Raw genomic sequence first — 24,164 nt, 5'->3', positions numbered from 1 at the left:
GGTCAGCGGGCGCCCAGCAGGGCCCGGCAACTGTCCCACAGGGGGCTCAGCCGCCGGGTGTCGTTGTAGAGCTTGGCGAACATCACCTGGCCCTCGAGCTGGGCCACCACCGCCCGCGCCGCCCCCCGCGGGTCGGTCACGTCGACGTCACCGCGCTCCCGGGCCTCGGCGATCACCGCTTCGACCAGGGCGACCTGCGCGTCGAAGATCTCCTGCAGTCGCCCGCGGACGGCCTCGGTCTGGTTGCTGAGCTCCAGGGCGAGATTCCCGAACAGACAGCCCGACACGGTGCCGCAGCCCTGCTGACCGGCACGCTGACCGGCCTCCTGCTCCTCCAGCAGCTGCCGCAGCCGCTGCAGGGGCTGCGCGTCGCCGCCCAGGACGCGCGCCCAGTCGCGCTGTTGGGCCGCCCAGTGCTCGTCGACGACGGTGAGCACGAGGGCCTCCTTCGACTCGAAGAAGTAGTAGAAACTGCCCTTCGGCACCCCGGCGGCCTTGCAGATCTCGGCCACGCCCAGAGCCGTGTAGCCGCGCCCCTCGACGAGCGAGCGCGCGGCGTCGAGGATCTTCTGCCTGGCGTCACTGGTGCGTCCCACGCGACCAGTGTACGTAAGTACTAGACCGGTCGGCTAGAAGACGGCCGTCCCCCGTCAGAGCAGCGGGAGCCCGTCGGCCTCCCGTCGCTCGATACGGGCCACGAGATCCGCCGCCGTCGCCTTGATGGTCTCCAGGCCCGCCTTCCCCCAGGGCCGGGGGGCGAGGTCGGCGACGCACACCGTGCCCAGGACCATGCCGGTGGTGTCGATGAGCGGGGCGCCCAGGTAGGAGCGGACGCCGTACTCGTCGACCATCGGGTTGCCCGCGAAGCGCGGGTAGTCGCCCACGTCCTCCAGGACCAGCGCCTTGCGCCGCACGACGACGTGCGGGCAGTAGCCGTAGTCCCGGGGCAGTCGGCGCCCCACCTCGGGCTTGCCGCCCCGGGCGGGTGGCCCGCCCCGCGGGGTGTGCAGTCCGGCGAAGAACTGCCGTTCCTCGTCGAGGAAGTTGACCATGGCGTACGGCGCCCCGGTCACCTCGGCGAGGCGGCCTGCGAAGGCGTCGAGGGCGGGCTCCTGCTGTTCCCCGAGGCCGAGTCGGCGCAGCCTCAGGGTGCGGGCGGGGGCTTCCCTGTCCTCCGGGGTGAGCAGCAGACGACCGGCCGGGCGCGGCGGGTCGTAGGTCATGGCCGGTCTCCGTCGCTGGGGACGTACGTCATACGCGGCTCCGGTGCGTGGTGTGCGGGAATCACATGTGGGCGCCGCGGCTCGGCTGGGGTGCTGCCGGTGCGTGGGCGATGAGATGCCGGACGAGGGTGAGCAGGGTCTGAACGCCGGACGCGGAGATCCGGGCGTCGCAGCGCACCACGGGGACGTCCGGGTCCAGGTCGATGGCGGCGCGGATCTCCTCGGGGTCGTAGCGGTGGGCTCCGTCGAACTCGTTGACGGCGACGATGAAGCCGAGGCCGCGTTCCTCGAAGAAGTCGACCGCCGCGAAGCACTCCTCCAGGCGGCGGGTGTCGGCGAGGATGACCGCGCCGAGGGCGCCCTCGGACAGCTCGTCCCACATGAACCAGAACCGCTCCTGCCCAGGCGTGCCGAACAGGTAGAGCACGTGATCCTGATCGAGGGTGATGCGGCCGAAGTCCATGGCGACGGTCGTCTCGACCTTGTTCTCGATGCCGTCGAGGTTGTCGGTGGCGGCGCCGACCGTGGTGAGCAGCTCCTCCGTGCTGAGCGGCGCGATCTCGCTGACGGCGCCGACGAAGGTGGTCTTGCCGACCCCGAAGCCGCCCGCGACCAGGATCTTCAGCGCGGTGGGGAAGGGGTCGGGTCCCTCGTCGTACTCCTCGCTCTCACCGCGGTCCTCGCTCTCGCCGTAGTCCGTGCGCTCGCCGTACTCGCTGTACTCGCTGTACTCGCCGTACTCAGAGCTGTCGTCGTAGTCCATCGAGCACTGCCTCCAGTAGGGCCCGGTCGGTGGGGTTGTGGTGGAACTCGGGGGGCTTGGTGGTCAGGGCCCCGCAGTCGACTAGGTCGGACAGCAGCACCTTGGTGACCGCCGCCGGCAGTTTCAGATGGGCGGCGACCTCGGCGACCGGGACGGGAGAGCGGCACAGGTCCAGGGCCTGCGCGTGCTCGGGACCGAGATAGCCGAGGGGGGTCGCCCCGGTGGCCATCACCTGTGACATCAGATCGAGGGCGACGCTGGGCCTGGTCCGGCCGTTGCTGACGGTGAACGGGCGCACCAGCCGTCCGGCCGCGTCGTCGAGCCAGGGCCCGTCGCCGGCCGCCGCCACGCTCAAGGCCCCATCACCGACGGTTCGACGGCGTGCTGCCGGGGCGCGGTCATCAGATACGGGCGGACGCTCTTGACGAGCATCGACATCTCGTAGCCGAGCACGGCGGCGTCGGCCTCCCGGCCGGCGAGCACCGCGAGACACGTGCCGGAGCCGGCGGTGGTGACGAACAGCAGGGTCGAGTCGAGTTCGACGACGACCTGCCGTACGTCCCCGCCGTCCCCGAAGCGGACGCCGGCGCTGCGGCCGAGGGAGTACAGGCCGGAGGCCAGGGCGGCCATGTGGTCGGCGCTGTCGGCGTCGAGGCCGTGGACGGACTTCACGAGTCCGTCGCAGGAGAGCAGCACCGCGCTCGTGGTGTGCGGTACGCGCTGCACGAGGCCGCTCATCAGCCAGTCGAGATCGGATACCTGGCCGGTCGGCGCATCGCTCGCCATGGTGGATCGACTCCTTGGGGTACGAAGGTCTGCGGGAGCGCTGTGGGTGGGGGCGCGGGTGGGGGCGGGGGCGGCGTTCCTCATGAGCGTGCTCATCCGGCTGACGCGCTCCCGTCGTCGCGGGCGGTGAGGGGGTCGGGGCCGAACGCGTGCGCCGGGGCGGACGCGTGCGCGGGCCACGCCTCGGATATGGGCGCCGCCTCCGAAGCTCCGGCCGGCGCGTCGCCGTGCGGGGGTTCGTCGGCGGCGGGAGCGGGGTGCGGGAGGAGGGGCAGGGGCTCCGGCGCCGGGTACGGGTGGGCGCTCCTGTCCGGGGAGGCGAACACCGGGTACGCGCCCGAGTCATGGAGGTCCGGCAGGGCGCGGGCGGTCGTCCCCGGGACGCCCGGCTCCCGGTACGACGTCTGGTCCAGCGAGGCGGGCAGGGGGTCGGACAAAGGGTCCGACAGGGGATCGGGTGCGGAACCGAGGGCGGGCTCCGCAGGGCCCGAGGAGTCCGGAAGACCCGAGTGGTCCGGCGTCGGGTACGACGTCTCGTTCAGGACGTCCGCCTCCAGGCTCTGCTGCGCCTCGGCGAGGCCGATGCCCCGCTGGAAGGCCGCCATCAGACCGGGGTCGTGGCCGGCGGTCTCCTCGCCGTCCTGGCGTGGGGCGGGGCCGCCGCGCAGCTGGGGTGCGATGTGCTCCTGGGCGCGCCGGCGGGGCAGTTGGGGCTTGCCCATGGTGCCGCGTACGGCTCCCGCGCGCGGGAGGGGCGCGCGGCCCGCGTGCTCCTCGACGAGGGGCCGGTCGGCCTGCCGGATGCCCGGCACGGCCTCGGCCGGGTTGGGCCGCTCCTCACGGGCCCCGCGAACGGGCAGCGGGGCCGGTCCCCGCTCGTCCGCCCCCGGTGCGTCCGGCCGCTGCCGGGCGTCGTACCGCCCCGGCTCGCGGGCGGCCTGGAGCTGCGGGGAACGGGCCGACGAATCGGCCTCGGGGGCGTTGCGCGTGTGCGAGGGGGCCTGCGGGATGCCTGCGGCGGGCGTGTCCTGCGCCGGGAACCGGCCCGTGGTGGTCTGCGCCTGCTGCGCCTGCGGAGGGAGCGGCGGTCGGCCTGCGCCGGCGGTGCGCTGCACAAATGTGGCTGCGGGCGCGGGCACAGACGCGGATGTGGGTGCGGGAACAGACGCGGATGTGGGTGCGGATGTGGGTGCGGGCGCCGGTGTCGGGCCGGGGGTCCTGCCGACGTCGGTCGTCGTCATCGGCTGTCGCCTGGGGCGGGTCGGCTCGGTCCGGGGACGGGGCGGCCGGGGCGACCGTTGCGCGCCGGTCGGGTTCTGCGGCGCGGGGGGCGGGGCCGTGGGGGGCGCGGGGGCGGGCAGGGGCGGCAGGGCCGTGCCCAGGGCGGCCTGGTTCTGCGGTACGGCCTCGGGGAGGGCCCGCGCCGATCCCAGGAGGGCCTGCGGGACGACGAGTACGGCCTGGACGCCGCCGTAGATGTTGCTCTGCAGACGGACCCGGATGCCGTGGCGGCGGGCCAGTTGGGAGACGACGAACAGGCCGATGCGGCCGTCGGCGAGGAGGCGGCCGACGTTGACCTGGTCGGGGTCGGCGAGCAGGGCGTTCATCCGGCTCTGCTCCTCGACGGGCATGCCGAGGCCGCGGTCCTCGACCTCGACGGCGAGCCCGGAGGTGACGAGGTTGGCGCGCAGCAGCACCTGGGTGTGCGGGGCGGAGAACACCGTGGCGTTCTCGACGAGTTCGGCGAGCAGATGGATGACGTCGGCGACGGCGTGCCCGCGCAGGTCGCCGTCGATCGGGGGCACCAGCTTGACCCGGGAGTACTGCTCGACCTCGGCGATGGCGGAGCGCAGCACCTCGGTCATGGAGACGGGGTTGCTCCACTGCCGACGGGACACGGCCCCGCCGAGGACGGCGAGGTTCTCGGCGTGCCGGCGGATGCGGGTGGCGAGGTGGTCGACGTGGAAGAGGCCCTTGAGCAGGTCGGGATCCTCGATCTCGTTCTCCAGCTCGTCGAGGATCGAGATCTCGCGGTGCACCAGGGACTGAAGCCGCCGCGCGAGGTTGACGAAGACCTCCAGCTTCTGTTCGCTGCCGGCCTGGCTGGACAGCTGCGCGGCCTGCACGACGACGGCGGCGGCCCCTTCATGGGCGCGGGCCAGATCGGCGGCGAGCAGCTCGAAGTCGTCGGCGTCGCCGGGCGGAGCGCCGCGCGACCTGCGCTGCTGCGGGACCTCGCCGCGGCGCAGCGCCTCGAGGAGGGTGCGCAGGTCGGCCTCGCCGCGGGCGCTTCCCCGACGCAGCGCGGCGAGCCGGTCGCTGACGGAGCGGGCGGCGCGGTCGGCGGCCACCGCGGCGACGACGATGCCCACGCCGGTCACCGCGACCGCGCCGGCCAGCACGGCCCACAGGGTCGGACCGGGACGCGCGCCGGTGGAGCGCACGGTGAACAGGACGGCCGCACAGGCGCTGAGGGCCACCGCGGTCGGCGGGAGCACGGCGAGCCGCAGCAGTTGAGACCGTATGTGCGTCTCGGCCTGCGCGGGGGCGGTGCGGGCGACAGGCCGTCCGTGCCGTCCGCCCTCACGGCGGTCTGCGCGTGCGGCCGGTGCGCGGAGGTGAGACATCGGTGTCCTCGTACTGGTCCGTCTGGTCCGTCGTACTGGTCCGTCGGGCCTGGTTGCTCGCGCGGGGTGCGCGACTCGGGCGTGCGACTGGCGGTGTCGGTCGAGGGAGCCGAAGAATTCGGCCCCACGTCGCCCGACGGACACTCACAGTAGTCGCCAACCCATCATGTGCGGTGGGCAGTTGACAAAGTCCCCCAGCGAGCGTCCCGCTCTGGTATGAGGCTTCGCACGACAGACCGATTAACCCGCGAGGTCGGGGACACAACGAGGAAAGAAGTCGATCAGGGCTGGTCAGAGCCGGTCGAAAACAAACGGCGAGGGTCGGGGAGCTCTCCGCTCCCCGACCCTCGCCGTCGCTCGTGTGAACGCCGTGGATCAGCCCGCCGGCACCGCCTCCGGCGCTTCGCCGCCCTCGGCGGCACCTTGCGGAATGTCACTCTCGGTATCAGCCTTGGCCTTGGCCGCCGTCTCGTCCAGGGGCCGCCAGCCGCCCGCCGGGGCGAGGGCGACGCCACGCCACCACGGCTCGGACGGGACGGTCTCGGCGACGGGCTCGAAGGGCTCGCCGGGACGGGGCAGGGCGACGCGCGCCCCGACCGCCTCCGCCGCGGCCAGCGTGCCCTCGCCCGGGTCGCTCCACGCGTGCGTGGCGAGGTTGAAGGTGCCCCAGTGGATCGGCAGCAGCACTCCGCCCGGACCGCTCTGGAGGTCGAGGTGGGCGCGCACGCCCTCCTCGGGCGTCATATGGATGTCGGGCCAGAAGTCGGAGTACGCGCCGATCTGGATCATCGTCGCGTCGAACGGGCCGTGCGCGGCGCCGATGTCCTGGAAGCCGTCGAAGTAGCCGGTGTCGCCGCTGTGGTAGATCCGGTGCTCCTCCCCGGCGACGACCCAGGAGGCCCACAGGGTGTGCTGTGTGTTGCGCAGGCCCCGGCCGCAGAAGTGGCGGGCCGGAGTGGCGGTCAGGGTGAGTCCGCCGACCTTCGTCGCCTCGTGCCAGTCCAGCTCGCGCAGCCGGTCGGCGGACACGCCCCAGTGCTCGAGGTGGGCGCCGACGCCGAGCGGCACCGCGAACAGGGTGTCCGTGCCGGCCAGCGCCTTGATGGTGGGGAGGTCCAGGTGGTCGTAGTGGTCGTGCGAGATGACCACGACGTCGACCGGACCCAGCGCGGTCAGCGGCAGCGGGGCCGGGTGCAGCCGCTTGGGGCCCGCGAAGGAGAACGGGGAGCAGCGCTCGCCCCAGACCGGGTCGAACAGCACCCGGTGTCCGTCGATCTCCGCCAGCACGCTGGAGTGGCCCATCCAGGTCAGGCGCAGCCCCGTGGCCGGCGGCTTGGCGAGGTCGGCGAGGGTGGTGGCGTGCACCGGGACCGTGCCCGTGGGGGCGCGGCGGGGCCGTTGGTCCTTGTCGAAGAAGACCTTGGCGAAGTCGAGCGTCGAACCCGAGGGGCGGGTCCGCGCCGTACCGCCGGGGTTCTGGAAGACGCCGTCCTTGAAGTGGGGCGATCTGCGGATGCGCGCCATGCGCTCACCGCTCGGGTCCGCGCCGAAGGCCTCGGGCTGCAAGGCGCGGAGCCCGGAGCGCAGGGAACGGAAACCGGCCACTGTACCTCCAGGTGGATTCGCTGAGGCATTCCATTATGGTCGCCCCCTCCGACAACACGGGGTCGCCCCTGTCCCCGGGGCCGCCGGCGTCGCGTTGACACGGCGGCTCACGGCTCCAGATACTGACCCACTGTTCAGTAATGGTTCCGGTCGAGGAGTCCGCATGACCACCCCCCTGGCCACCCCCATGGCCACCCCTCTGCTGTCCCTCACCTGGACCGACGACGTGACCGGCCGCCAGGGCTTCCTGGTCGTCGACCGGCTCGTGCGCGGCGTCTGCAGCGGCGGCCTGCGGATGCGGGAGGGATGCACCCTCGACGAGGTCACCGGACTCGCCCGCGGCATGAGCCTCAAGGAGGCGCTGCACTACGACCCCGAGGCGCGCTACGTCCCGCTGGGCGGCGCCAAGGGCGGCATCGACTGCGATCCCCGGGACCCGGAGGCGTACGGGCTGCTGGTGCGGTATCTGCGGGCGGTGCGGCCGTATCTGGAGAGCTGTTGGACCACCGGTGAGGACCTGGGCCTGACCCAGGACCTGGTGGACCGGGCGGCCGCCGAGGCGGGGCTGGTGTCGTCCGTCCAGGCCGTGTATCCGCTGCTCGACGACGAGACCCAGGCCCGTGGGCGGCTCGCGGACGCCTTCGCCGTCGAGGTGGACGGCATCGGCCTGGACGAGCTGGTCGGCGGCTGCGGGGTCGCCGAGTCGGTGCTGACGGCCCTGGACCGGGCCGGAGTGCCGCACGCCGGGACGCGGGTGGCCCTCCAGGGCCTGGGCACCATGGGCGGGGCCACGGCCCGCTTCCTCGCGCGCGCGGGCCTGACGGTCGTGGCCGTCGCCGACGTCAAGGGCACGATCGTCAACCCCGCGGGCCTCGACGTGGAGGCGCTGCTCGCCGCGCGGGACGCCCACGGCACCGTGGACCGGGCCGTCCTGCGCCCCGACGACCGGGAGCTGCCGGGCGACGCCTGGCTGTCCACTGAGGCGGAGGTGCTGATCCCGGCGGCCGTGTCCTACGCCATCGGGCCCGAGGAGCAGGAACGGATCGGCGCCCGGTGGATCGCCGAGGCGGCCAACATGCCCGTCCTGCCGGAGGCGGAGGCGTCGCTGCACGCGCGCGGGGTGAGCGTGCTGCCGGACGTGGTGGTCAACTCCGGGACGAACGCCTGGTGGTGGTGGACGCTCTTCGGCGACGTCGGCCCGGACGCGGACGAGGCCTTCGCGTACACCCGCCGGTCGATGCGCGCGCTGGTGGAGCTGGTGCTGGCCCGGGCGGAGGCGGACGGCACGACACCCCGGGCGGCCGCGCACGCGATCGGCGCGGGGCGGCTGCCGGTGATCGCGGAGCGGTTCGGCAGATACCGCCAGGACAGGCAGTCGGACAGGCAGTAGGACAGGCCGTCGGGCAGGCAGCAGGGCAGGTAGCAGGGCGGATGGGGCCAGGACCGACGGGACGGGCTGGTCCGACGGGGCGTTCGACCACCGACTAGGGTGACCTGGTGGCAAGGGTGCGGTTGAGTGTGGCCGAGCGGCGCGAGGAGCTGCTGCGGGCCGCCATCGGGCAGATCGAGGCGCGGGGCGTGGCGGCGGTAAGGATCGCCGACGTGGCCGCGGCCCTCGGCGTGAGCAACGCGCTGGTGCTCTACCACTTCTCGACGAAGGAGAAGCTGGTCGCCGCCGCCTTCGCGTTCGCGGCCGAGGACGACCTGGCCCATCTGCGCAAGCTGCTCGGCCGCCGCACGACGGCGCTGCGCCGGCTGCGGTCGGCGGTGCGCTGGTACGCGCCCACGGGCCAGGCCAAGGGCTGGCGCCTGTGGATCGAGGGCTGGGCGGTGTCACTGCGCGAGCCCGCGCTGCGGGACGTCGCCAGGGACCTCGACCGGGAGTGGAAGGCGGCGCTCGCCGAGGTGATCGCCGAGGGCGTGGCCGCGGACGAGTTCCACTGCCCGGACCCGCCCGCCACGGCCCTGCGCCTGACGGCCCTCCTGGACGGACTCGCCGTACAACTGACGTCCTACGCGGGCACGGTGTCCAGGGCGAGGGCGCAGGAGTGGGTCGACGAGGCACTGGCCCGGGAGCTGGGACTTGGCGTTCCAGCCCGTGGGGGTCCCCCTCTGGGGGAGCTTGAGGACGAGGCCCTTGAGGGGCCGAAGCGGGGGTGTCGGTAGGCGGCAGCCCCCCGGAGGACGGGAAGGGGAAGGGGCGGCGGGGGCGAAAGACCCACCGCCCCACCCCGGTTCAGGCCACTGCCGCGATCCGCATCCGGATGTCGTCCGGCGACAACGCGCCCTTGGCCGTCACATGGTCCCCCGACGACTCGCCGCGCAGCCGGCGCCCGATCCACGGCACCAGATACTCCCGCGCCCAGTGGACGTCGTCCTTGCGCACCTCGAGCGTGCCGCGAGGCGGAAGCGCCGGCCAGGGCTGCTCGGGATCGGCCGGCACGTCGAGCCCCAGGCTCAGCCCGGCGCGCAGCGCCACGCGCGTGTGCCCTTCCGGGGAGAGATGGAGCCGGTCGTCGTCCCAGGCCCGACGGTCCTGCACGGACCGCAGCGACCACAGGTCGAGCACCGGACAGCCGTACTTGTCGGCGACGGCGCGGACATGCCCGTTGTAGGTGGCGATCTTGCCGCGCAGGTGCTTGAGGAGGGGAACGCCGCGGAGGTCGAAGCCGGTGGTCACCATGACCGTGCCGGCGACGGCGGTCAGGGACGAGATCGCGCGCTCGAAGCGCTCCGCGACCTCGTCCGGATCGGTTCCGGGTCGGATGATGTCGTTGCCGCCCGCGCAGAAGGAGACCAGGTCGGGGGCGAGCTCCACGGCCTTGGGGAGCTGGTCCTCCATGATCTGGTCGAGGAGCTTTCCGCGCACCGCGAGGTTGGTGTACTCGAAGTCGCCTTCGGGCCGCCGGTCCGCGAGCAGTACCGCGAACCGGTCGGCCCAGCCGACGAACGCCCCGTCGGGGCCGGGGTCGCCGACGCCCTCGGTGAAGCTGTCCCCCACCGCCACGTACGACCCGATCACTGATCTGTTGTCATTCTTCGAATCGTCTGCCACAGCAGTTCATGATTCACCTTCGAATGTGACTTACGCGACCGTAGGAAGGGGTTGACGGACGGTGAGATAAGACACTCTTAAAGAATTTGCCAACGCGGGAATAAGGCTCCCCGTCAGGCGTGTCGATGCAGTGACCACACCCGGAAGTCGTTGATCCGGAAATGGCTCCAGGTGGTCCGGAAGGCGAAGTGCCCGCCCGTGTACGGCTCCGGGTCGGTGTAGTCGAAGACGAGCCGTCCGTTGTTCCACCAGCGCACGGTCGAGCCGTCGGAGACGATCCGGACGCGGTTCGGCGCGTTCGCCACGAGCAGCGGCTCGGTGTAGTCGTAGATCAGCGGGCGCACCCCCGCCTCGCCGACGTAGCGGCGCAGCCGGGTGGTGGTGTTGGTGTTGGCGCCGTAGCCGACGTAGTACGTCTTCAGGTAGTCGTACTCCGCGAGGGCGCCGCCGCGCTGCGTGGCGAAGAGGTCGTCCGGGGAGCGGACGTCGACGGCGTTCCAGAAGTTGTTGAGGTCGGACACCCGGTCGTTGACGCCGCCGGCGGAGACCGGGGTGGCGGTGTACTCGATGGCGTACGGCCCTTCGAGCCTTTGCCTGAACCAGAGCGTCGCGCCCGCGGGCACGTCGACCTCCAGAGTCCCGCGGGAGGCGGTGACGGCTCCCGGCCGCTCGAGTTCCACGGCCCACCGGCCGAGGCCGTGGCGGAAGTCGTCGTGGGCGATGAGGCGACGGCGGCGGGGCGCGGCGCCGGCGGACGCGGCGTTCGCCGACGCGGCGGGGGCGAGCGCGGCCAGGGCGGCGCCGGCGGCGAGGGCTCCGAACGCTCTGCGCGTGGTCGTCACGGGAGACGGCTCCTTCGGTGAGTCAAGGGTGCTCGGGAATAAGGGGTGTTCGGGAGTGAGAGGTGTTCGGGAAGTCGGAAGTGATCGGGACGTCACGCGTGTTCGGCGAGCCCGGGAACGGTGATCGAGGGCTTCGGGATGCGGCGGGTCTCGGCGCCGAGGTAGTAGTCGGTGTAGGTGGGATTGAGATAGCCCCGCACGGTCCAGCCGAGGCGGTACTCGGGGTTCTGGGCGAGCGTGTAGACGCGGGTGCCGGTCGGCTCGGTCGTGGTGTAGAGGCGCAGCGCGGTGTGGTCGGCGGTCTCGGCCAGGATCTCCTCGCGCCAGTCGCCCACCAGATCGCCGTAGAAGGGCGTGGCGTTGCGGGCGCCGGAGACCACGCCGGCCGGGACGAAGACCGTCGCGCTGGTCGCGGCGGCCGGGTCCCACTTCTCGACGCGGGTGAAGTCGAGCAGTTCTGACGCCTTGTCACCGTCCCACCAGATACGGAAGTTGACGCTGGGCGTGGTGGTGGAGACCTTGCCGTCCTGGACGTTGAAGACGCCGGCGCCGGGCCGGGTCACGTCGGCGGTGGACGTCCAGTACTCGTAGCCGCGGTGGTCCGGGTCGATGTCGGCGGCGGTGCCGCGGCCCACGTCGAGGTCGGCGTCGCTCACCGGGTCCGTCGGATGCGCGCCGGTCACGAGTCGCTCGCCGGTGTCGGCGTCGTAGTACTACCAGGGGAAGTTCGACACGATGCCCAGCTCGGACTGCTGGATGGCGAAGCCCTCCAGGCCGGGTCGGTCGGGGTCGAGGTCGGCGATGTCGAAGCGGTCTCCGTGGATGGCTCCGTCGACGACGTAGCGCAGGGTGCCGTCGCTGTTCACGACGTAGTTGCCGTCGGCGATCTCGTCGTGGCCGTCCCCGTCGACGTCGACGGTGCGGATCTGGTGGAAGCTGGTCGCGCCGCTCGCCGGGTCCACCACGTACCTCCAACGGCGGGTCAGGTCCGCGCCGTTGAAGTCCCAGGTCTGGAACAGGACCCGGAACGCGCCGCGCTTCGCGCCGACGCGGGTGACCGACTTCGTGACCAGGCTGGGGTGTTCGCCGTCCAGGTAGGCGATGCCGAAGTGGCCGCCGGAGGGGCCGTCGGCGACGAAGTCGTCGGGCACCGGCTGCCGGGTGCGCTCGACGCCGGTCGCGCCGTCGATCACCGAGACGAACTGGCGGGCGGGCGAGTCGGCGGCGACCTGCGCGCCGTCCGCGAAGGCGGTGCCGGCGGCGGTGTGCGCCAGCACCTCGGCACGGCCGTCGCCGTCGAGGTCGTAGACGGTGACGTTGTCGTCGTTGCGGTAGCCGCCGATCGCCGTGGAGCCGCTGATCGCGGCGGGCGCCGGGTCGTTGGCGCCGTTCCCGCCGACCTGGGTGTAGGAGCCGGGTCCGAAGTCGACCCGCCAGAGCCGCTCGCCGGTGAGCGTGTACGCCTCCAGCAGGTCGGGCCGGTCCCGGGTCCCCGACAGCCGGCTGACGACCAGTTCGTACCGTCCGTCGCCGTCGAGGTCGCCGGGCCAGGCGTGCTGGACGGTGTAGCCGTCGGCGGCGGCGAGGGGGATCTCGGCGTAACCGTCGGCGAAGTCGAGCGCGGCCGAACTCGGCTGCTGTCGATGCCCGTCGACGACCGCACGCACGGTGTACGTGCCCGCGCCCGGGGTGTCGTCCCGGTAGGTCGTCGACCTGCGGATCGGCTCGCGGTTCAGCCGTCGGCCGTTCTTGTAGACGTCGAAGGCGAGGGAGTCGCCGTATCGGGCGTACTCGGTGCCGAGGAGACGCCAGCTGAGGAAGGTCGCCGTGCCGGACGGCACGGCGACCAGGCCGCGGTCGAGGTTCTCCACGATCCGGCGCGGGGTGTCGACGGCGTGCCCGGCGGCGGGCGCGGAGCCGAGTCCCGCCAACAGGACGGCGGCGGTGACAGTGAAGGAAAGCGCTTGCCCTCTCATGGAGATCACTGTGCCGCCACTCTGTCCCGGCTGTCGACGGCCCGGACGGGCCTGCCACACGACCGCAATGAAACGATCATGAACGAGCAAAGTCGAACGGCCCCAGCGGACCCGACGGATCGAACGGACCTAACAGACTGACCGGACCGACCGGACCGACCGGACCGACCGGACCGAACGCCAAAGGCCGGACCCGGGGATCAGGGTCCGGCCTCGGCAGCGTGTCAGGCAGGCAGGCGGTCGGGGGAGGTCAGCCGACGCTGACGCCGTGCGAGCGGAGGTAGGCGACCGGGTCGACGTCCGAGCCGTAGTCCGGCGTGGTGCGGATCTCGAAGTGGAGGTGCGGTCCGGTCACGTTGCCGGTCGCGCCGGAGAGACCGATCTGCTGCCCCTCGGTCACGGTCTGCCCGGCCGAGACGGAGAGCTGCGAGAGATGGGCGTACTGGGCGTAGTAGCCGTCGCCGAGCTTGATGACGACCTGGTTGCCGTACGCGCCGCCCCAGCCGGCGGAGACGACCGTGCCCGCGGCGACGGCCTTGAGGGACGTACCGGTCGGGACGACGAAGTCGACGCCGGTGTGGTAGCCGCTGGACCACATGCTGCCGGCCGTGTGGTAGGCGGTGCCGATGGTGGCGCCCGCCACGGGGAGGGTGTAACCGCTGGAGGTGCTCGTGCTCGCGGCGGCCTCGGTGGTCGCCTTCGACGAGGACGAAGAAGACGAAGAGGACGAAGAGTCCGACGACGAAGACGACGAGGACGCCTTGGAGCCGGAGGACGTGGACGTCGACGACTTGGCGGACGAACCGGATATACCGGGCGACGACTTGGCGCCGGCCGCGGCCTTCCCGCCGATCGACAGCTTGAGGCCGGGGTGGATCAACGACGGGTTGTCGCCGACGGCCGCGCGGTTGTCCTGGTACAGCTTCTGCCAGCCGCCGCTGACGTCCTGCTCGTCCGCGATCTTCGAGAGATAGTCGCCGGACCGCACGGTGTAGGACTTCGTGCTCGTGGCGGCGGTCTTCGTCTCGGCGGCCGTCTGGCGCGCCGACTGAACGGACTGCGCGGCCTTTTCCGAGACCGTCTGCGAAATCGCCTGGGAAGCCGACGCGGAAGCCGACTGGGCGACGGACTGAGAGGGCGCCGCGTGGGCGCCGGCGGCTCCCATGAGCGGAAGAGCGAGAGCCGCGCCGCCGGTTCCGGCGACGGCTATGGAGCGGGTGAAGCGCTGGGTCTTCGGGCGGCGGTGCTTACCCTTCGCGGGCATGACGAAATCCTCTCCGGCGCCTGCGAGGTGAGCTGTCGGGTGCGGGCTGGAGATGCCCGGCCGCACCGAGGCGCGGCTTTACCCCTAGCCGTTCCGGAGACCGGAACAGGCGGTTCTACCTGTGGGTCCCCCGCTCCTGCCTGGTACGGGTGAGTGAGTGCGGGATCCGGGCGGCGGCAGGATTGGGCGTCCGTCCGGATTGGTCTGGAACGTAAGGGACCAAGACGCACAGGGACAAGCAGCGGTTGCCCTGCGCGAACGTTCCTCTTGATCCCCTGTGGGAATTCCCAGTCACCCTCTGTTAATTCAAGGGCGTTTTTTCATCGAACGCCCTTGAAAAGCCCGTAAATTACGTGAACATGACGGACGACTTACGGTCACGGATATGACGCTGCTCACGTGACGCGTTTCCAGGACCCTTTATTCCAGAGCGAGTTGGACTAAGGCTTCAATTCGGACAGAAACCTCAGATGCGACGCAGGCGGATAACCGTCGCATCAAGGTCGCCGCGCAGCCCGGTGGCCAGCCCGTGGTGCAACAGCACCGCCCCCCGGTGGACTTCGCCCGTTTCGCGGCATTCATACGACGCTGTCGGGTCGAGGCCGCGCAACCGGAGCGCGGGGGCGGGCTCGCCGTAGCGCTGCGCCTGGAGCCAGGCGAGGACGACGGTCTCGTCGCCGCGCACGTACTGCACGGCGCTGAGTCCGCCCGTCGGGGGCCGCAGCCGGTGGAGGTCGCCGTGCTGCACCAGGGGCCGGATCTCCTTGTAGAGGTCGACCCACCGCCGGGCCTCGGCGAGCTCCTCCTCGCTCCACTCGGAGAGGTCCCCGCCGACCCCGAGGACGCCGGCCATGGCGCTGACGAACCGGAAGCGCAGGGTGGAGGACCGGCCGTTGAGCTGGGCGTTGGGGCTGTCGGTGACCCAGGCGGCCATGACCCGGGCGGGGTGGATCTGGCTGAAGCCGTGCTGGATGTCGAGCCGGTCGAGGGGGTCAGTGTTGTCGGAGGTCCACACCTGGTCGGTGCGGCTCATGATCCCGAGGTCGATGCGCCCGCCGCCGCCCGAGCAGGACTCGAAGGCGACGCCCGGGTGGGCCGCCCGCAGCCGGTCCAGGAGGGCGTACAAGGCCCGTACATGGTCGACCCAGAGGCGCTGCGGATAGGGGTCGTCCGGCCAGCCGGCGTCGGTGAAGCAGCGGTTGAAGTCCCACTTCACGTAGTCGATGGGCGCGCTGGACAGGAGCCCGTCGAGCTGCTCCCAGAGGTACTCCTGGACGTCCTCGCGCGCGAGGTTCAGTACGAGTTGATTGCGGAACTCCGTCCGCTTTCGTCCCGGTTGGAACTGCACCCAGTCGGGGTGCGCCCGGTACAGCTCGCTGTCGGGGTTGACCATCTCGGGCTCGACCCAGATGCCGAACTGCATGCCGAGGGCGTGCACGTAGTCCGCGAGGGGCGTCAGGCCCTTGGGGAAGCGGTCCGGGTTGGGCCGCCAGTCGCCGAGCCCGGCGTGATCGCCGGTGCGCGCCCCGAACCAGCCGTCGTCGACGACGAACAGCTCGACGCCGATCGCCGCGGCGCGCCGGGCGAGGGTCGCCTGCTGCTCCTCGGAGATGTCGAAGTAGGTGGCCTCCCAGGAGTTGAACAGCACCGGCCGGTCCTGCTCCGCGTCCGGGATGACGTACGCCCGCTGGTAGGCGTGCCAGGCGCGGCTCGCGCCGCCGAAGCCGCCGTCGCTGTACAGCCCGGCGAAGACGGGCGTGGTGAAGGACTCCCCCGCGGCCAGCCGCAGCAGCCCCGAGTCGTCGTACCCGGCGCCGCCGGTGATCTGCACGCGCGCGTCGGGCAGTTGGGCGACGGCGATGCGCCAGGAGCCCGACCAGCCGAGGGCGCAGCCGTAGACCTCGCCGAGCTCCTCGGTCGCGTCCGTGTCCAGGGCGACCCAGGGCAGGTGCTGGTGGCCGGTGTGGCCGCGGCGGCTGCCGATGACCTTCTCACCGTAGGTGAGGGGGGCGCGCGTGAGCCGGGACTCGGCCGCCCAGCGCCCGTGCAGCTGGGACAGACGCCAGCCGTCGCGGTCGGGCAGGGTCCAGACGGCGGAGTCGGCACGCAGCAGCTCCAGCGGCTCCTCCCCCTCGTTGCCCACGGTCGTCCAGCGCTCTACGACGTCGCCGTGCATCCGGTAGTGCAGGGTCACGGCGAGGCCGGCGTCGCGGAAACGCAGCCGCAGCTCGTCGCCGCCGGTGCCTTCGTCGCGGTCGGCGGCGCCGGTCTCGTAGGCCTCGAAGGCCCATTCGGTGCCGCGCCGCTCGTCGGTGCGCACGGACAGGGCCGGTCGGACGAAGCGGGGGCCGCCCTCGACCGGGTACTCCTCCCGGCCGTCGAGCGGGGACTCGAACGAGGCCCCGCGGCTCGGCAGCGGGCGGGCGGCCAGGGCCTCGGCGTCCGCGAGCGCGATGCCCGGGCCCCAGTGCAGATGGATCAGCTCGTCGGCCTCGGTGAGATGGAGGGCGTAGCTGCTCGTGGGCCCCGAAAGGAGCCAGGTGCGGCCGTTGTCGGCGATTTCGGGCATCAAACCCCCACTGATTCGAACAGGTGCGATCAAGCCCCAACATCATCAGGTGCATATGCCTCGCTGAGCAAACGTCTGTGGACAACGCTGCACCCCGTGTCGGCGACCTCGCCGACGACCGAGCCGACGACCGCCGCGTGCGCCTGTGGACAACCCGTTGCCCCGGGAATCCATGTCGTATCGTCGAGACGTGTCCCGCCGGCCTCCGAGCCGCGTCGGCCGGGACCGACCGGGAGGGAGCCCCCGTTGACGCAGCAGATCCCGTCCACCGAGCCCGAGCTGGCCGGAGTGCGCAACTTCCGCGACGTGGGCGGCCTGCCGACCGTCGACGGACGACGGGTGCGTCACGGCGTGCTGTTCCGCAGCGGCCATCTCGCGCACGCCACCGACGAGGACGCCGCGTTCCTGGCGTCCCTGGGTCTGCACACGATCTTCGACTTCCGCAACGCGGCGGACCAGAAGCTGGAGGGCCCGGACGTCGAGCTGCCGGGCGTGCGCAATGTGAACCTGCCGCTGTCGGATCCGGCGGACGGCTCCGAGTTCTGGAAGATGGTCCGCGACGGCGACATCGAGGAGTTGCGCGAGATACTAGGCGACGGTCGGGCCGCGGGCCGGATGATCGCCTCCTACCGCTCGATGGTCAGGCAGCGCACGGCCGAGCACGCGCGGGTGCTGCACGCGCTCGCCGAGGACAGCGTGCCCGCCCTGATGCACTGCGCGGCCGGCAAGGACCGCGCGGGCCTGTCCGTGGCGGTGACCCTGCTCGCCGTGGGCGTGGAACGCGAGGCGATCCTGGCGGACTACCTGGAGTCCAACGCCAAGCACCGCCGCTACAAGGTGCGCCGGGGCGGCAGCGCCGCCTCGGCCTACACCCCCGAGGTCATGGAGTTGCTCAACCCCCTGTTCGACGCCCGCGCGGAGTATCTCGCCGCGGCGTTCGAGACCATGGAGAAGACCTGGGGCGGCGTCGACGTCTACCTGGAACAGGGCCTCGGGATCACCCCGCAGACCCGGGAGCTCCTGCGGGAGCGCCTGCTCGACTGAGGCCTGCTCGACTTGGGCCTGCTCGGCTCACCGGGACTCAGGACCAGGAGAGCTCTACTGCTTGGCGCCCACCTCGAACAGCAGCCAGAGGAACGCGGCGAAGAGATGTCCCACCGCGATGTAGATGATCAGTCGGATCCAGAGGCTCCGGGGGAACCTCTCCTCGATGTCGCTCATGGCGTCTCTCCGGGGGTGGGGCCCAGGCACAGGGTGGCCGTGGGGCTCTGCAGCAGGGTGTGGACGAAGAGGAGCTCGACCCCGTCGGGGTCCTGCGCGGCGAGGCGGTGCGGCGTCAGCGAGTCGAAGTGCGCGCTGTCGCCGGGACCGAGCAGATGGCCGGCGTCCCCGAGGCGCAGCCGCAGCCGTCCCCGCAGGACGTGCAGCCACTCCTCCCCGGGGTGCACGCGCACGATGTCGCCCTGCGAGCCGTGCGGGACGTGCACGCGCAGCGCCTGCATCCCGCGCCCGGACGCTCCGGCCTGCCAGTACGTCCAGCCGCCCGCCCGGGTCGGCTCCATGTCGGCGGCGCGCACGACGGCGTCCCGGTCGGCGACCGTCTCGCCGAGCAGCTCCGAGACCGTCGTGCCGTAGATCCGGGCGAGGGCGAGCAGCATCGGCAGCGAGGGCTGTCGCTGTCCGGTCTCCAGACGGGAGAGGTGGGCGGGCGACAGACCGGCGGTGCGGGCCGCGGCCTCGAGGGTGAGGGCGGACCGGCGACGCAGGGCGCGCAGCTGCGGTGCCACAATGGGGAGGGCCTCGGGCTGTTCCTCCGAGGGCTCCGGCGGCGGTGCCGCCGAGGGGTGGGACTCGGGCGAACTCATACGTCCATTCAGCCGCAGCCTTGCCTCTGAGACAAGTTTGTTGCCTCAGAGGCAAAATCCGCACGCGCCCGCCTGCTGGAGCTCGGCGGAACCGTCTACCGGTTGGCCACCGCCTGCTTGATCAGCGTCTTGCCGAAGTCCCACATCAGCCCGCCCCCGCTGTGGGCGTCGTCCATCACCTCCGTGAACGCGTCGACGAACCGGTCCACGTCCCGCTCGTCGACGACCAGCGGCGGGATCAGCTTGATCACCTCCAGATGGTCGCCGGAGACCTGGGTGAGGATCCGGTGGCGCTGGAGCAGCGGCACGACCACCATCTGCGCGAACAGGCCCTTGCGCGCGGCCTGCAGCATGGTCCACCGGCTGCGCAGCTTCAGCGACTTCGGCCTGCCGAACTCGATGCCGATCATCAGGCCCCGGCCGCGGACGTCGGCGAGCAGCTCGTACTTGTCGCTCAGTGCGGCCAGCCGTGACTTCAGCTGCTCCCCGGTGGCACGGGCGTTCGCCACGATCTGCTCGTTCTCCATGACCGACAGCACGGCGAGGCCGGCGGCCATGGCCTGGGCGTTGGCGCCGAAGCTCGCCGAGTGCACCAGCACGCGGTCGATCGACGAGTAGACCTTCTTGAAGATCCAGTCCTTGCCTAGGGTGGCGCCCACCGGGACGTATCCGCCGGACAGCGCCTTGGCCACGCACACCAGGTCCGGCTCCACACCGTCCTCGTGCTGGTAGGCGTAGAAGTCGCCGGTCCTGCCGAGGCCCGTCTGCACCTCGTCCGCGATGAGCAGCGCCTTGTGCCGGTGCAGCAGGTCCTGCGCGGCGCGCAGATAGCCGGGCGGGGCCTCGTGCACGCCCTTGCCCTGGATCGGCTCGACGATCAGGGCGGCGACGTCTCCCTTCATCAACTCCTTTGCCAGAGCGTCGAGATCGCCGAGCGGTACGGCCGTGTCGGGCAGCAGCGGGGCGAAGCCGTCGCGGAAGCCGTCCTCGCCGTTGACCGAGAGGGAGCCGGCGGTGAGCCCGTGGAAGGCGTGGTCGCAGTACAGGATCCGGGGCTTGCCGGTGGCCCGCCGGGCGAACTTCAGCGCGGTCTCGACCGCTTCGGTCCCGCTGTTGCCGAAGAACGCCCGGTCCAGGTGCGGGCTGTGGGCGAGCAGCCGCTCGGCCAGCAGTCCGGGCAGGGGCTGGCAGTCGAACCGGGTGAGGTCGGCCAGCTGGGCGTCGAGGACGTCGTGCAGCGCCTTGCGGACGACGGGGTGGTGGCGGCCCAGGCCCATCACCCCGAACCCGGCGAGCATGTCCAGGTAGTCGTGGCCGTCCGCGTCCCAGAAGTGCGCGCCCTCGGCCCGCTCGTAGACCTTGTCGAAGCCGATGGTGTGCAGCATCCGCGGAAGCTGGTGGTTCAGGTACTTGGTGTGCAGCTCGTAGCGCTCGGCGCCGCGTTCGGCCAGCAGCGCCGCGAGGTCGAACTCCTTGGTCATTCGGCTTTCTCCTTCGGGGGGCCGTCGGCTTCCTTGACGGCCAGGCTCGCGCTGATCCGTCCGGCGATCTCGACGGGCGTGAGGCCGATGTCGGCGAGCACCTCGCCGCGCTTGGCGTGCGCGAGGAACTGCTCCGGGATGCCGAACCGCCGTACGGGCACGTCGACTTCGGCGTCGCTCAGGGCCAGGGCCACGGCCGAGCCGACGCCGGCGGCGCGGCTGTTGTCCTCGACGACGGCCACCAGCCGGTGCTCGGCGGCGAGGCCGGGCAGGGCCGGGTCGACGGGCTTGACCCAACGAGGGTCCACCACCGTGCAGTGGATCCCGCGCGCCTGAAGCAGCTCGGCGGCCTGCAGACACACCGGCGCCATCACGCCGACGGCCACCAGCAGCACCTGCGCCCGCTCGGCCCGGTGCAGCACGTCCACGCCGCCCACCCGGTCGATCGCCGGGATCTCCGGCCCGACCGACTCCTTGGGGAAGCGCACCAGGGTCGGCGCGTCGTCCACCGCGACGGCCTCCCGCAGCTGGGCGCGCAGTTGCTCGGCGTCGCGCGGGGCCGCGATGCGCAGTCCGGGGACGACCTGGAGGACGGACAGGTCCCACATGCCGTTGTGGGACGCGCCGTCGACGCCGGTGACCCCGGCCCGGTCCAGTACGAAGGTCACCCCGCAGCGGTGCAGGGCGACGTCCATCAGCAGCTGGTCGAAGGCGCGGTTGAGGAAGGTGGCGTAGACGGCGACGACCGGGTGCAGGCCCCCGGTCGCCAGGCCGGCCGCGCTGACGGCCGCGTGCTGCTCGGCGATGCCGACGTCCCAGACCCGGTCGGGGAAGCGTTCGGCGAACTTGCCCAGGCCCACCGGATGCAGCATGGCGGCCGTGATCGCCACGACGTCGTCGCGCTCCTCGCCGATCCGGGTGATCTCGTCGCCGAACACCGACGTCCAGGACGGCCCGTCGGCCGGCACGAGCGGCGCGCAGGTCAGCGGGTCCATCACGCCGACGGTGTGGAAGTGGTCCTCCTCGTGCGCGAGGGCGGGCTCGTAGCCGCGCCCCTTCTCGGTGAGGCAGTGCACCAGCACCGGCCCGTGGAAGCGCTTGGCGCGCCGCAGCGCCGACTCGACGGCCTTGACGTCGTGCCCGTCGATCGGGCCGACGTACTTCAGGCCGAGGTCCTCGAACATGCCCTGCGGGGCGAAGGCGTCCTTGAAGCCCTTCTTCGCGCCGTGCAGGGACTCGTAGACGGTGGGCCCGACGACCGGGGTCCGCAGCAGTACGTCCTTCCCCCAGGCCAGGACCTTCTCGTAGCCGTCGGTCGTGCGCAGGGTCGCCAGATGGTTGGCGAGGCCCCCGATGGTGGGCGCGTAGGAGCGTTCGTTGTCGTTGACGACGATGATCAGCGGCCGGTCCTTGGCGGCCGCGATGTTGTTCAGCGCCTCCCAGGCCATGCCGCCGGTGAGCGCGCCGTCGCCGATGACCGCGACCACATGCCCCTTCCCGCCCTGCACCTGTCGGGCCTTGGCGAGGCCGTCGGCCCAGCCCAGCGCGGTGGAGGCGTGGCTGTTCTCGACGACGTCGTGCTCGGACTCCTCGCGGGAGGGATAGCCCGAGAGCCCGCCCTTGCCGCGCAGTTTGGAGAAGTCCTGACGCCCCGTCAGCAGCTTGTGCACATAGCTCTGGTGGCCGGTGTCCCACACGATGCGGTCCACCGGCGACTCGAAGACCCGGTGGAGCGCGACGGTCAGTTCCACCACCCCCAGATTGGGTCCGAGGTGTCCACCGGTCCTGGCGACCGCGTGGACGAGGAACTCCCTGATCTCTTCGGACAGTTGACCGAGATCCGCCTCGGACAGCGCCTTCAGGTCGCGTGGTTGCCGGATGCTCTCCAGGATCGTCACGTCGGGCCCCCTTCGGTCCGTGCCGTTCAGCTCACGGTGACGGCCGGCTCCCCCGCCGCGACACCGTCCTGCTCCATCTGCTCGGCGATCTTCATCGCCTCCTCGATGAGGGTCTCCACGATCTTCGACTCGGGGACGGTCTTGATGACCTCGCCCTTCACGAAGATCTGCCCCTTGCCGTTGCCGGAGGCGACGCCGAGGTCCGCCTCCCGGGCCTCGCCGGGACCGTTGACCACACACCCCATGACCGCGACGCGCAGCGGGACCTCCATGCCGGTCAGGCCCGCCGTCACCTCGTCGGCCAGCTTGTAGACGTCGACCTGGGCCCGCCCGCACGACGGGCAGGAGACGATCTCCAGCCGCCGTTGCTTGAGGTTCAGCGACTCCAGGATCTGCAGGCCGACCTTGACCTCCTCGACCGGCGGGGCGCTCAGCGAGACCCGGATCGTGTCGCCGATGCCCTGCGACAGCAGTGCCCCGAAGGCCACCGCCGACTTGATCGTGCCCTGGAAGGCCGGACCCGCCTCGGTCACGCCGAGGTGCAGCGGGTAGTCGCTCTGGGCGGCGAGCTGCCGGTACGCCTCGATCATGATGACCGGGTCGTTGTGCTTGACGGAGATCTTGATGTCCCGGAAGCCGTGCTCCTCGAAGAGGGACGCCTCCCAGAGGGCGGACTCGACCAGTGCCTCCGGGGTCGCCTTGCCGTACTTCTGCAGGAGCCGACGGTCCAGCGACCCCGCGTTCACCCCGATCCGGATCGGGGTGGCGTGGTCGTTCGCCGCCCGCGCGATCTCCCGCACCTTGTCGTCGAACTGCTTGATGTTGCCGGGATTGACGCGGACGGCGGCACAGCCCGCCTCGATCGCGGCGAAGACGTACTTCGGCTGGAAGTGGATGTCCGCGATCACCGGGATCTGCGACTTGCGGGCGATGGTCGCGAGGGCGTCCGCGTCGTCCTGCGTCGGACAGGCGACGCGGACGATCTGGCAGCCGGACGCGGTGAGCTCGGCGATCTGCTGGAGGGTGGCGCCGATGTCCGACGTACGGGTCGTCGTCATCGACTGCACCGACACCGGGGCCCCGCCCCCGACCGCCACCGGACCGACCTGGATCTGCCGCGACACGCGTCGCGACGCCACCGGCCGGACCGGCATCTCGGGGACGCCCAGGGAGACGGCGGTCATGCCCTACTCCCGGTTGCCGTTGACGGTCTCGCGCAGGGCCCGCAGGGACTCCTTCAGGGAGCCCATCGTGGCCAGGACGGCGGTGGGCTCGTAGCCGCAGTGCGCCATGCAGTTGGCGCAGCGCGGGTCCTTGCCGCGGCCGTACTTGTCCCAGTCGGTGTCCTCGATCAGCTCCCGGTACGTGGGCACGTACCCGTCGCTCATCAGATAGCAGGGGCGCTGCCAGCCGAAGAGCGAGTAGTTCGGGATCGCCCAGGCGGTGCACGGGAAGTCGACCTTGCCCTCCAGGAAGTCCAGGAAGAGCGGGGAGTGGTTGAGCCGCCACTTCCTGCGGTTGCCGCCCGCGAAGGCCTTCTTGAACAGCTCGCGGGTCTGCTCCACGCCCAGGAAGTGCTCCTGGTCGGGCGCCTTCTCGTAGGCGTAGGCGGGCGAGATCATCATCTCGTCGACCTTGAGGTCGTCGTTGAGGAAGTTGAGGACCTCGATGATGGTCTGCGGGGTGTCGGTGTTGAAGAAGGTCGAGTTGGTGGTGACCCGGAAGCCGCGCCGCTTGGCCTCCTTGATGGCCGCCACGGCCTCGTCGAACACGCCCTCCTTCGCCACCGACTCGTCGTGCCGCTCCCGCAGCCCGTCGATGTGCACGGCGAAGGCGAAGTAGGGGGAGGGCGTGAACTTGTCCATCTTCTTGCGCAGCAGCATGGCGTTGGTGCAGAGGAAGACGTACTTCTTCTTCGCCACCAACTGCCGGGCGATCTCGTCGATCTGAGGGTGCATCAGGGGTTCGCCGCCCGCGATGGACACCATCGGCGCACCGGACTCCAGCACCGCGCCCACGGCCTGGGCGACCGGCATGCGCTGCTTGAGCACGCCCGCCGGATGCTGGATCTTGCCGCAGCCCTCGCACTTCAGGTTGCAGGCGAAGAGGGGTTCCAGCTCCACGATCAGGGGGAACTTGTCCCGCTTGCGGAGCTTCTGTTCAGCCAAATATGTAGCGACCTTGATGGACTGGCGCAGCGGCATGGCCAT

General features: G+C 71.5%; 20 protein-coding genes, 1 pseudogene and 1 riboswitch. Of the genes and pseudogenes, 3 read left to right on the top strand and 18 right to left on the bottom strand.

Going from position 1 to position 24,164, the window contains the following annotated elements:
* Positions 1-2: 2 nt before the first annotated feature.
* The 7 genes from OG562_RS36855 to OG562_RS36825 form a co-directional block, all read right to left on the bottom strand.
* Positions 3-596, bottom strand: coding sequence for a TetR/AcrR family transcriptional regulator (locus OG562_RS36855; RefSeq protein ID WP_266405823.1), 594 nt, complete (start codon positions 594-596; stop codon positions 3-5).
* Positions 597-650: 54 nt separating this feature from the next.
* Positions 651-1,223: a GAF domain-containing protein gene (locus OG562_RS36850; protein WP_266405821.1), complete on the bottom strand. Its 573-nt coding sequence runs from the start codon at positions 1,221-1,223 to the stop codon at positions 651-653.
* Positions 1,224-1,284: 61 nt separating this feature from the next.
* Positions 1,285-1,986 (bottom strand): ATP/GTP-binding protein, encoded by a 702-nt coding sequence (locus tag OG562_RS36845; protein WP_266405820.1) that lies wholly within the window; start codon positions 1,984-1,986, stop codon positions 1,285-1,287.
* Positions 1,964-2,335, bottom strand: a complete 372-nt coding sequence (locus OG562_RS36840; protein WP_266409718.1) for a DUF742 domain-containing protein — start codon at positions 2,333-2,335, stop codon at positions 1,964-1,966. Before OG562_RS36840 ends, OG562_RS36845 begins: the two co-directional genes overlap by 23 nt.
* A gap of 2 nt (positions 2,336-2,337) precedes the next feature.
* Complete coding sequence (locus OG562_RS36835) at positions 2,338-2,772, bottom strand: roadblock/LC7 domain-containing protein (protein WP_266405819.1); 435 nt, start codon at positions 2,770-2,772, stop codon at positions 2,338-2,340.
* Positions 2,773-2,864: 92 nt separating this feature from the next.
* Positions 2,865-5,399: an ATP-binding protein gene (locus OG562_RS36830; RefSeq protein ID WP_266405818.1), complete on the bottom strand. Its 2,535-nt coding sequence runs from the start codon at positions 5,397-5,399 to the stop codon at positions 2,865-2,867.
* A gap of 375 nt (positions 5,400-5,774) precedes the next feature.
* Positions 5,775-7,004, bottom strand: coding sequence for an MBL fold metallo-hydrolase (locus OG562_RS36825; protein WP_266405816.1), 1,230 nt, complete (start codon positions 7,002-7,004; stop codon positions 5,775-5,777).
* Between the two features lie 187 nt (positions 7,005-7,191).
* Between OG562_RS36825 and OG562_RS36820 the strand changes: the two genes are divergently transcribed.
* Together OG562_RS36820 and OG562_RS36815 are read left to right on the top strand one after the other, a co-directional pair.
* On the top strand, positions 7,192-8,394 hold the full coding sequence (locus tag OG562_RS36820) for a Glu/Leu/Phe/Val dehydrogenase dimerization domain-containing protein (RefSeq protein WP_266409717.1): 1,203 nt from the start codon (positions 7,192-7,194) through the stop codon (positions 8,392-8,394).
* A 107-nt stretch (positions 8,395-8,501) separates the two neighbouring features.
* On the top strand, positions 8,502-9,170 hold the full coding sequence (locus OG562_RS36815; RefSeq protein ID WP_266405814.1) for a TetR/AcrR family transcriptional regulator: 669 nt from the start codon (positions 8,502-8,504) through the stop codon (positions 9,168-9,170).
* Positions 9,171-9,240: 70 nt separating this feature from the next.
* Here OG562_RS36815 and OG562_RS36810 read toward each other — a convergent pair whose 3' ends face one another.
* The 5 genes and pseudogenes from OG562_RS36810 to OG562_RS36785 all read right to left on the bottom strand — a co-directional run bounded on the left by OG562_RS36810 (position 9,241) and on the right by OG562_RS36785 (position 16,710).
* A complete protein-coding gene (locus OG562_RS36810; RefSeq protein WP_266405812.1) occupies positions 9,241-10,026 on the bottom strand; it encodes an SGNH/GDSL hydrolase family protein in 786 nt (261 codons plus the stop codon).
* A 146-nt stretch (positions 10,027-10,172) separates the two neighbouring features.
* A complete protein-coding gene (locus OG562_RS36805) occupies positions 10,173-10,901 on the bottom strand; it encodes a DUF6250 domain-containing protein (RefSeq protein WP_266405810.1) in 729 nt (242 codons plus the stop codon).
* Positions 10,902-10,993: 92 nt separating this feature from the next.
* Positions 10,994-12,877: pseudogene (locus OG562_RS36795) on the bottom strand (hypothetical protein).
* Positions 12,878-13,127: 250 nt separating this feature from the next.
* Positions 13,128-14,141, bottom strand: coding sequence for a M23 family metallopeptidase (locus OG562_RS36790; protein WP_266405805.1), 1,014 nt, complete (start codon positions 14,139-14,141; stop codon positions 13,128-13,130).
* A 4-nt stretch (positions 14,142-14,145) separates the two neighbouring features.
* Positions 14,146-14,303, bottom strand: a riboswitch (cyclic di-AMP (ydaO/yuaA leader).
* Positions 14,304-14,607: 304 nt separating this feature from the next.
* Positions 14,608-16,710: an alpha-galactosidase gene (locus tag OG562_RS36785; protein ID WP_266405804.1), complete on the bottom strand. Its 2,103-nt coding sequence runs from the start codon at positions 16,708-16,710 to the stop codon at positions 14,608-14,610.
* Positions 16,711-16,956: 246 nt separating this feature from the next.
* On the opposite strand from OG562_RS36785, the gene OG562_RS36780 reads away from it, so the two are divergent.
* Positions 16,957-17,754 carry a tyrosine-protein phosphatase gene (locus OG562_RS36780; RefSeq protein ID WP_266405802.1) on the top strand — a complete coding sequence of 266 codons (798 nt, stop codon included), beginning with the start codon at positions 16,957-16,959 and terminating at the stop codon, positions 17,752-17,754.
* A 54-nt stretch (positions 17,755-17,808) separates the two neighbouring features.
* Here OG562_RS36780 and OG562_RS36775 read toward each other — a convergent pair whose 3' ends face one another.
* The 6 genes from OG562_RS36775 to hpnH all read right to left on the bottom strand — a co-directional run bounded on the left by OG562_RS36775 (position 17,809) and on the right by hpnH (position 24,164).
* On the bottom strand, positions 17,809-17,931 hold the full coding sequence (locus OG562_RS36775) for a DUF6126 family protein (protein WP_266405801.1): 123 nt from the start codon (positions 17,929-17,931) through the stop codon (positions 17,809-17,811).
* Positions 17,928-18,575 carry a helix-turn-helix domain-containing protein gene (locus OG562_RS36770; protein ID WP_266405799.1) on the bottom strand — a complete coding sequence of 216 codons (648 nt, stop codon included), beginning with the start codon at positions 18,573-18,575 and terminating at the stop codon, positions 17,928-17,930. The genes OG562_RS36775 and OG562_RS36770 overlap by 4 nt, the downstream gene beginning before the upstream one ends.
* Positions 18,576-18,670: 95 nt before the next feature.
* Positions 18,671-20,056, bottom strand: a complete 1,386-nt coding sequence (locus tag OG562_RS36765; protein WP_266405798.1) for an aspartate aminotransferase family protein — start codon at positions 20,054-20,056, stop codon at positions 18,671-18,673.
* Positions 20,053-21,954: a 1-deoxy-D-xylulose-5-phosphate synthase gene (gene dxs / locus OG562_RS36760; RefSeq protein WP_266405796.1), complete on the bottom strand. Its 1,902-nt coding sequence runs from the start codon at positions 21,952-21,954 to the stop codon at positions 20,053-20,055. The genes OG562_RS36765 and dxs overlap by 4 nt, the downstream gene beginning before the upstream one ends.
* A 26-nt stretch (positions 21,955-21,980) precedes the next feature.
* A complete protein-coding gene (gene ispG, locus OG562_RS36755; protein ID WP_266405794.1) occupies positions 21,981-23,138 on the bottom strand; it encodes a flavodoxin-dependent (E)-4-hydroxy-3-methylbut-2-enyl-diphosphate synthase in 1,158 nt (385 codons plus the stop codon).
* A gap of 3 nt (positions 23,139-23,141) precedes the next feature.
* The gene (hpnH, locus tag OG562_RS36750) at positions 23,142-24,164 is read right to left on the bottom strand and encodes an adenosyl-hopene transferase HpnH (protein WP_266405792.1); all 1,023 of its coding nucleotides are present in this window, start codon (positions 24,162-24,164) and stop codon (positions 23,142-23,144) included.

Origin of the sequence: Streptomyces sp. NBC_01275 (assembly GCF_026340655.1) — a bacterium.
Lineage (GTDB): Bacteria > Actinomycetota > Actinomycetes > Streptomycetales > Streptomycetaceae > Streptomyces.
This window is presented reverse-complemented; position numbering and strand designations above follow the sequence as displayed.

Excerpts from the sequence above, each read along its gene's own strand:
- OG562_RS36845 (WP_266405820.1), bottom strand. The coding sequence starts at position 1,986 with ATGGACTACGACGACAGCTCTGAGTACGGCGAGTACAGCGAGTACAGC.
- OG562_RS36820 (WP_266409717.1), top strand. The coding sequence starts at position 7,192 with ATGGCCACCCCTCTGCTGTCCCTCACCTGGACCGACGACGTGACCGGC.
- hpnH (WP_266405792.1), bottom strand. The coding sequence starts at position 24,164 with ATGGCCATGCCGCTGCGCCAGTCCATCAAGGTCGCTACATATTTGGCT.
- OG562_RS36785 (WP_266405804.1), bottom strand. The coding sequence starts at position 16,710 with ATGCCCGAAATCGCCGACAACGGCCGCACCTGGCTCCTTTCGGGGCCC.
- OG562_RS36830 (WP_266405818.1), bottom strand. The coding sequence starts at position 5,399 with ATGTCTCACCTCCGCGCACCGGCCGCACGCGCAGACCGCCGTGAGGGC.
- OG562_RS36765 (WP_266405798.1), bottom strand. The coding sequence starts at position 20,056 with ATGACCAAGGAGTTCGACCTCGCGGCGCTGCTGGCCGAACGCGGCGCC.
- OG562_RS36775 (WP_266405801.1), bottom strand. The coding sequence starts at position 17,931 with ATGAGCGACATCGAGGAGAGGTTCCCCCGGAGCCTCTGGATCCGACTG.
- OG562_RS36770 (WP_266405799.1), bottom strand. The coding sequence starts at position 18,575 with ATGAGTTCGCCCGAGTCCCACCCCTCGGCGGCACCGCCGCCGGAGCCC.
- OG562_RS36850 (WP_266405821.1), bottom strand. The coding sequence starts at position 1,223 with ATGACCTACGACCCGCCGCGCCCGGCCGGTCGTCTGCTGCTCACCCCG.
- OG562_RS36835 (WP_266405819.1), bottom strand. The coding sequence starts at position 2,772 with ATGGCGAGCGATGCGCCGACCGGCCAGGTATCCGATCTCGACTGGCTG.
- ispG (WP_266405794.1), bottom strand. The coding sequence starts at position 23,138 with ATGACCGCCGTCTCCCTGGGCGTCCCCGAGATGCCGGTCCGGCCGGTG.
- OG562_RS36790 (WP_266405805.1), bottom strand. The coding sequence starts at position 14,141 with ATGCCCGCGAAGGGTAAGCACCGCCGCCCGAAGACCCAGCGCTTCACC.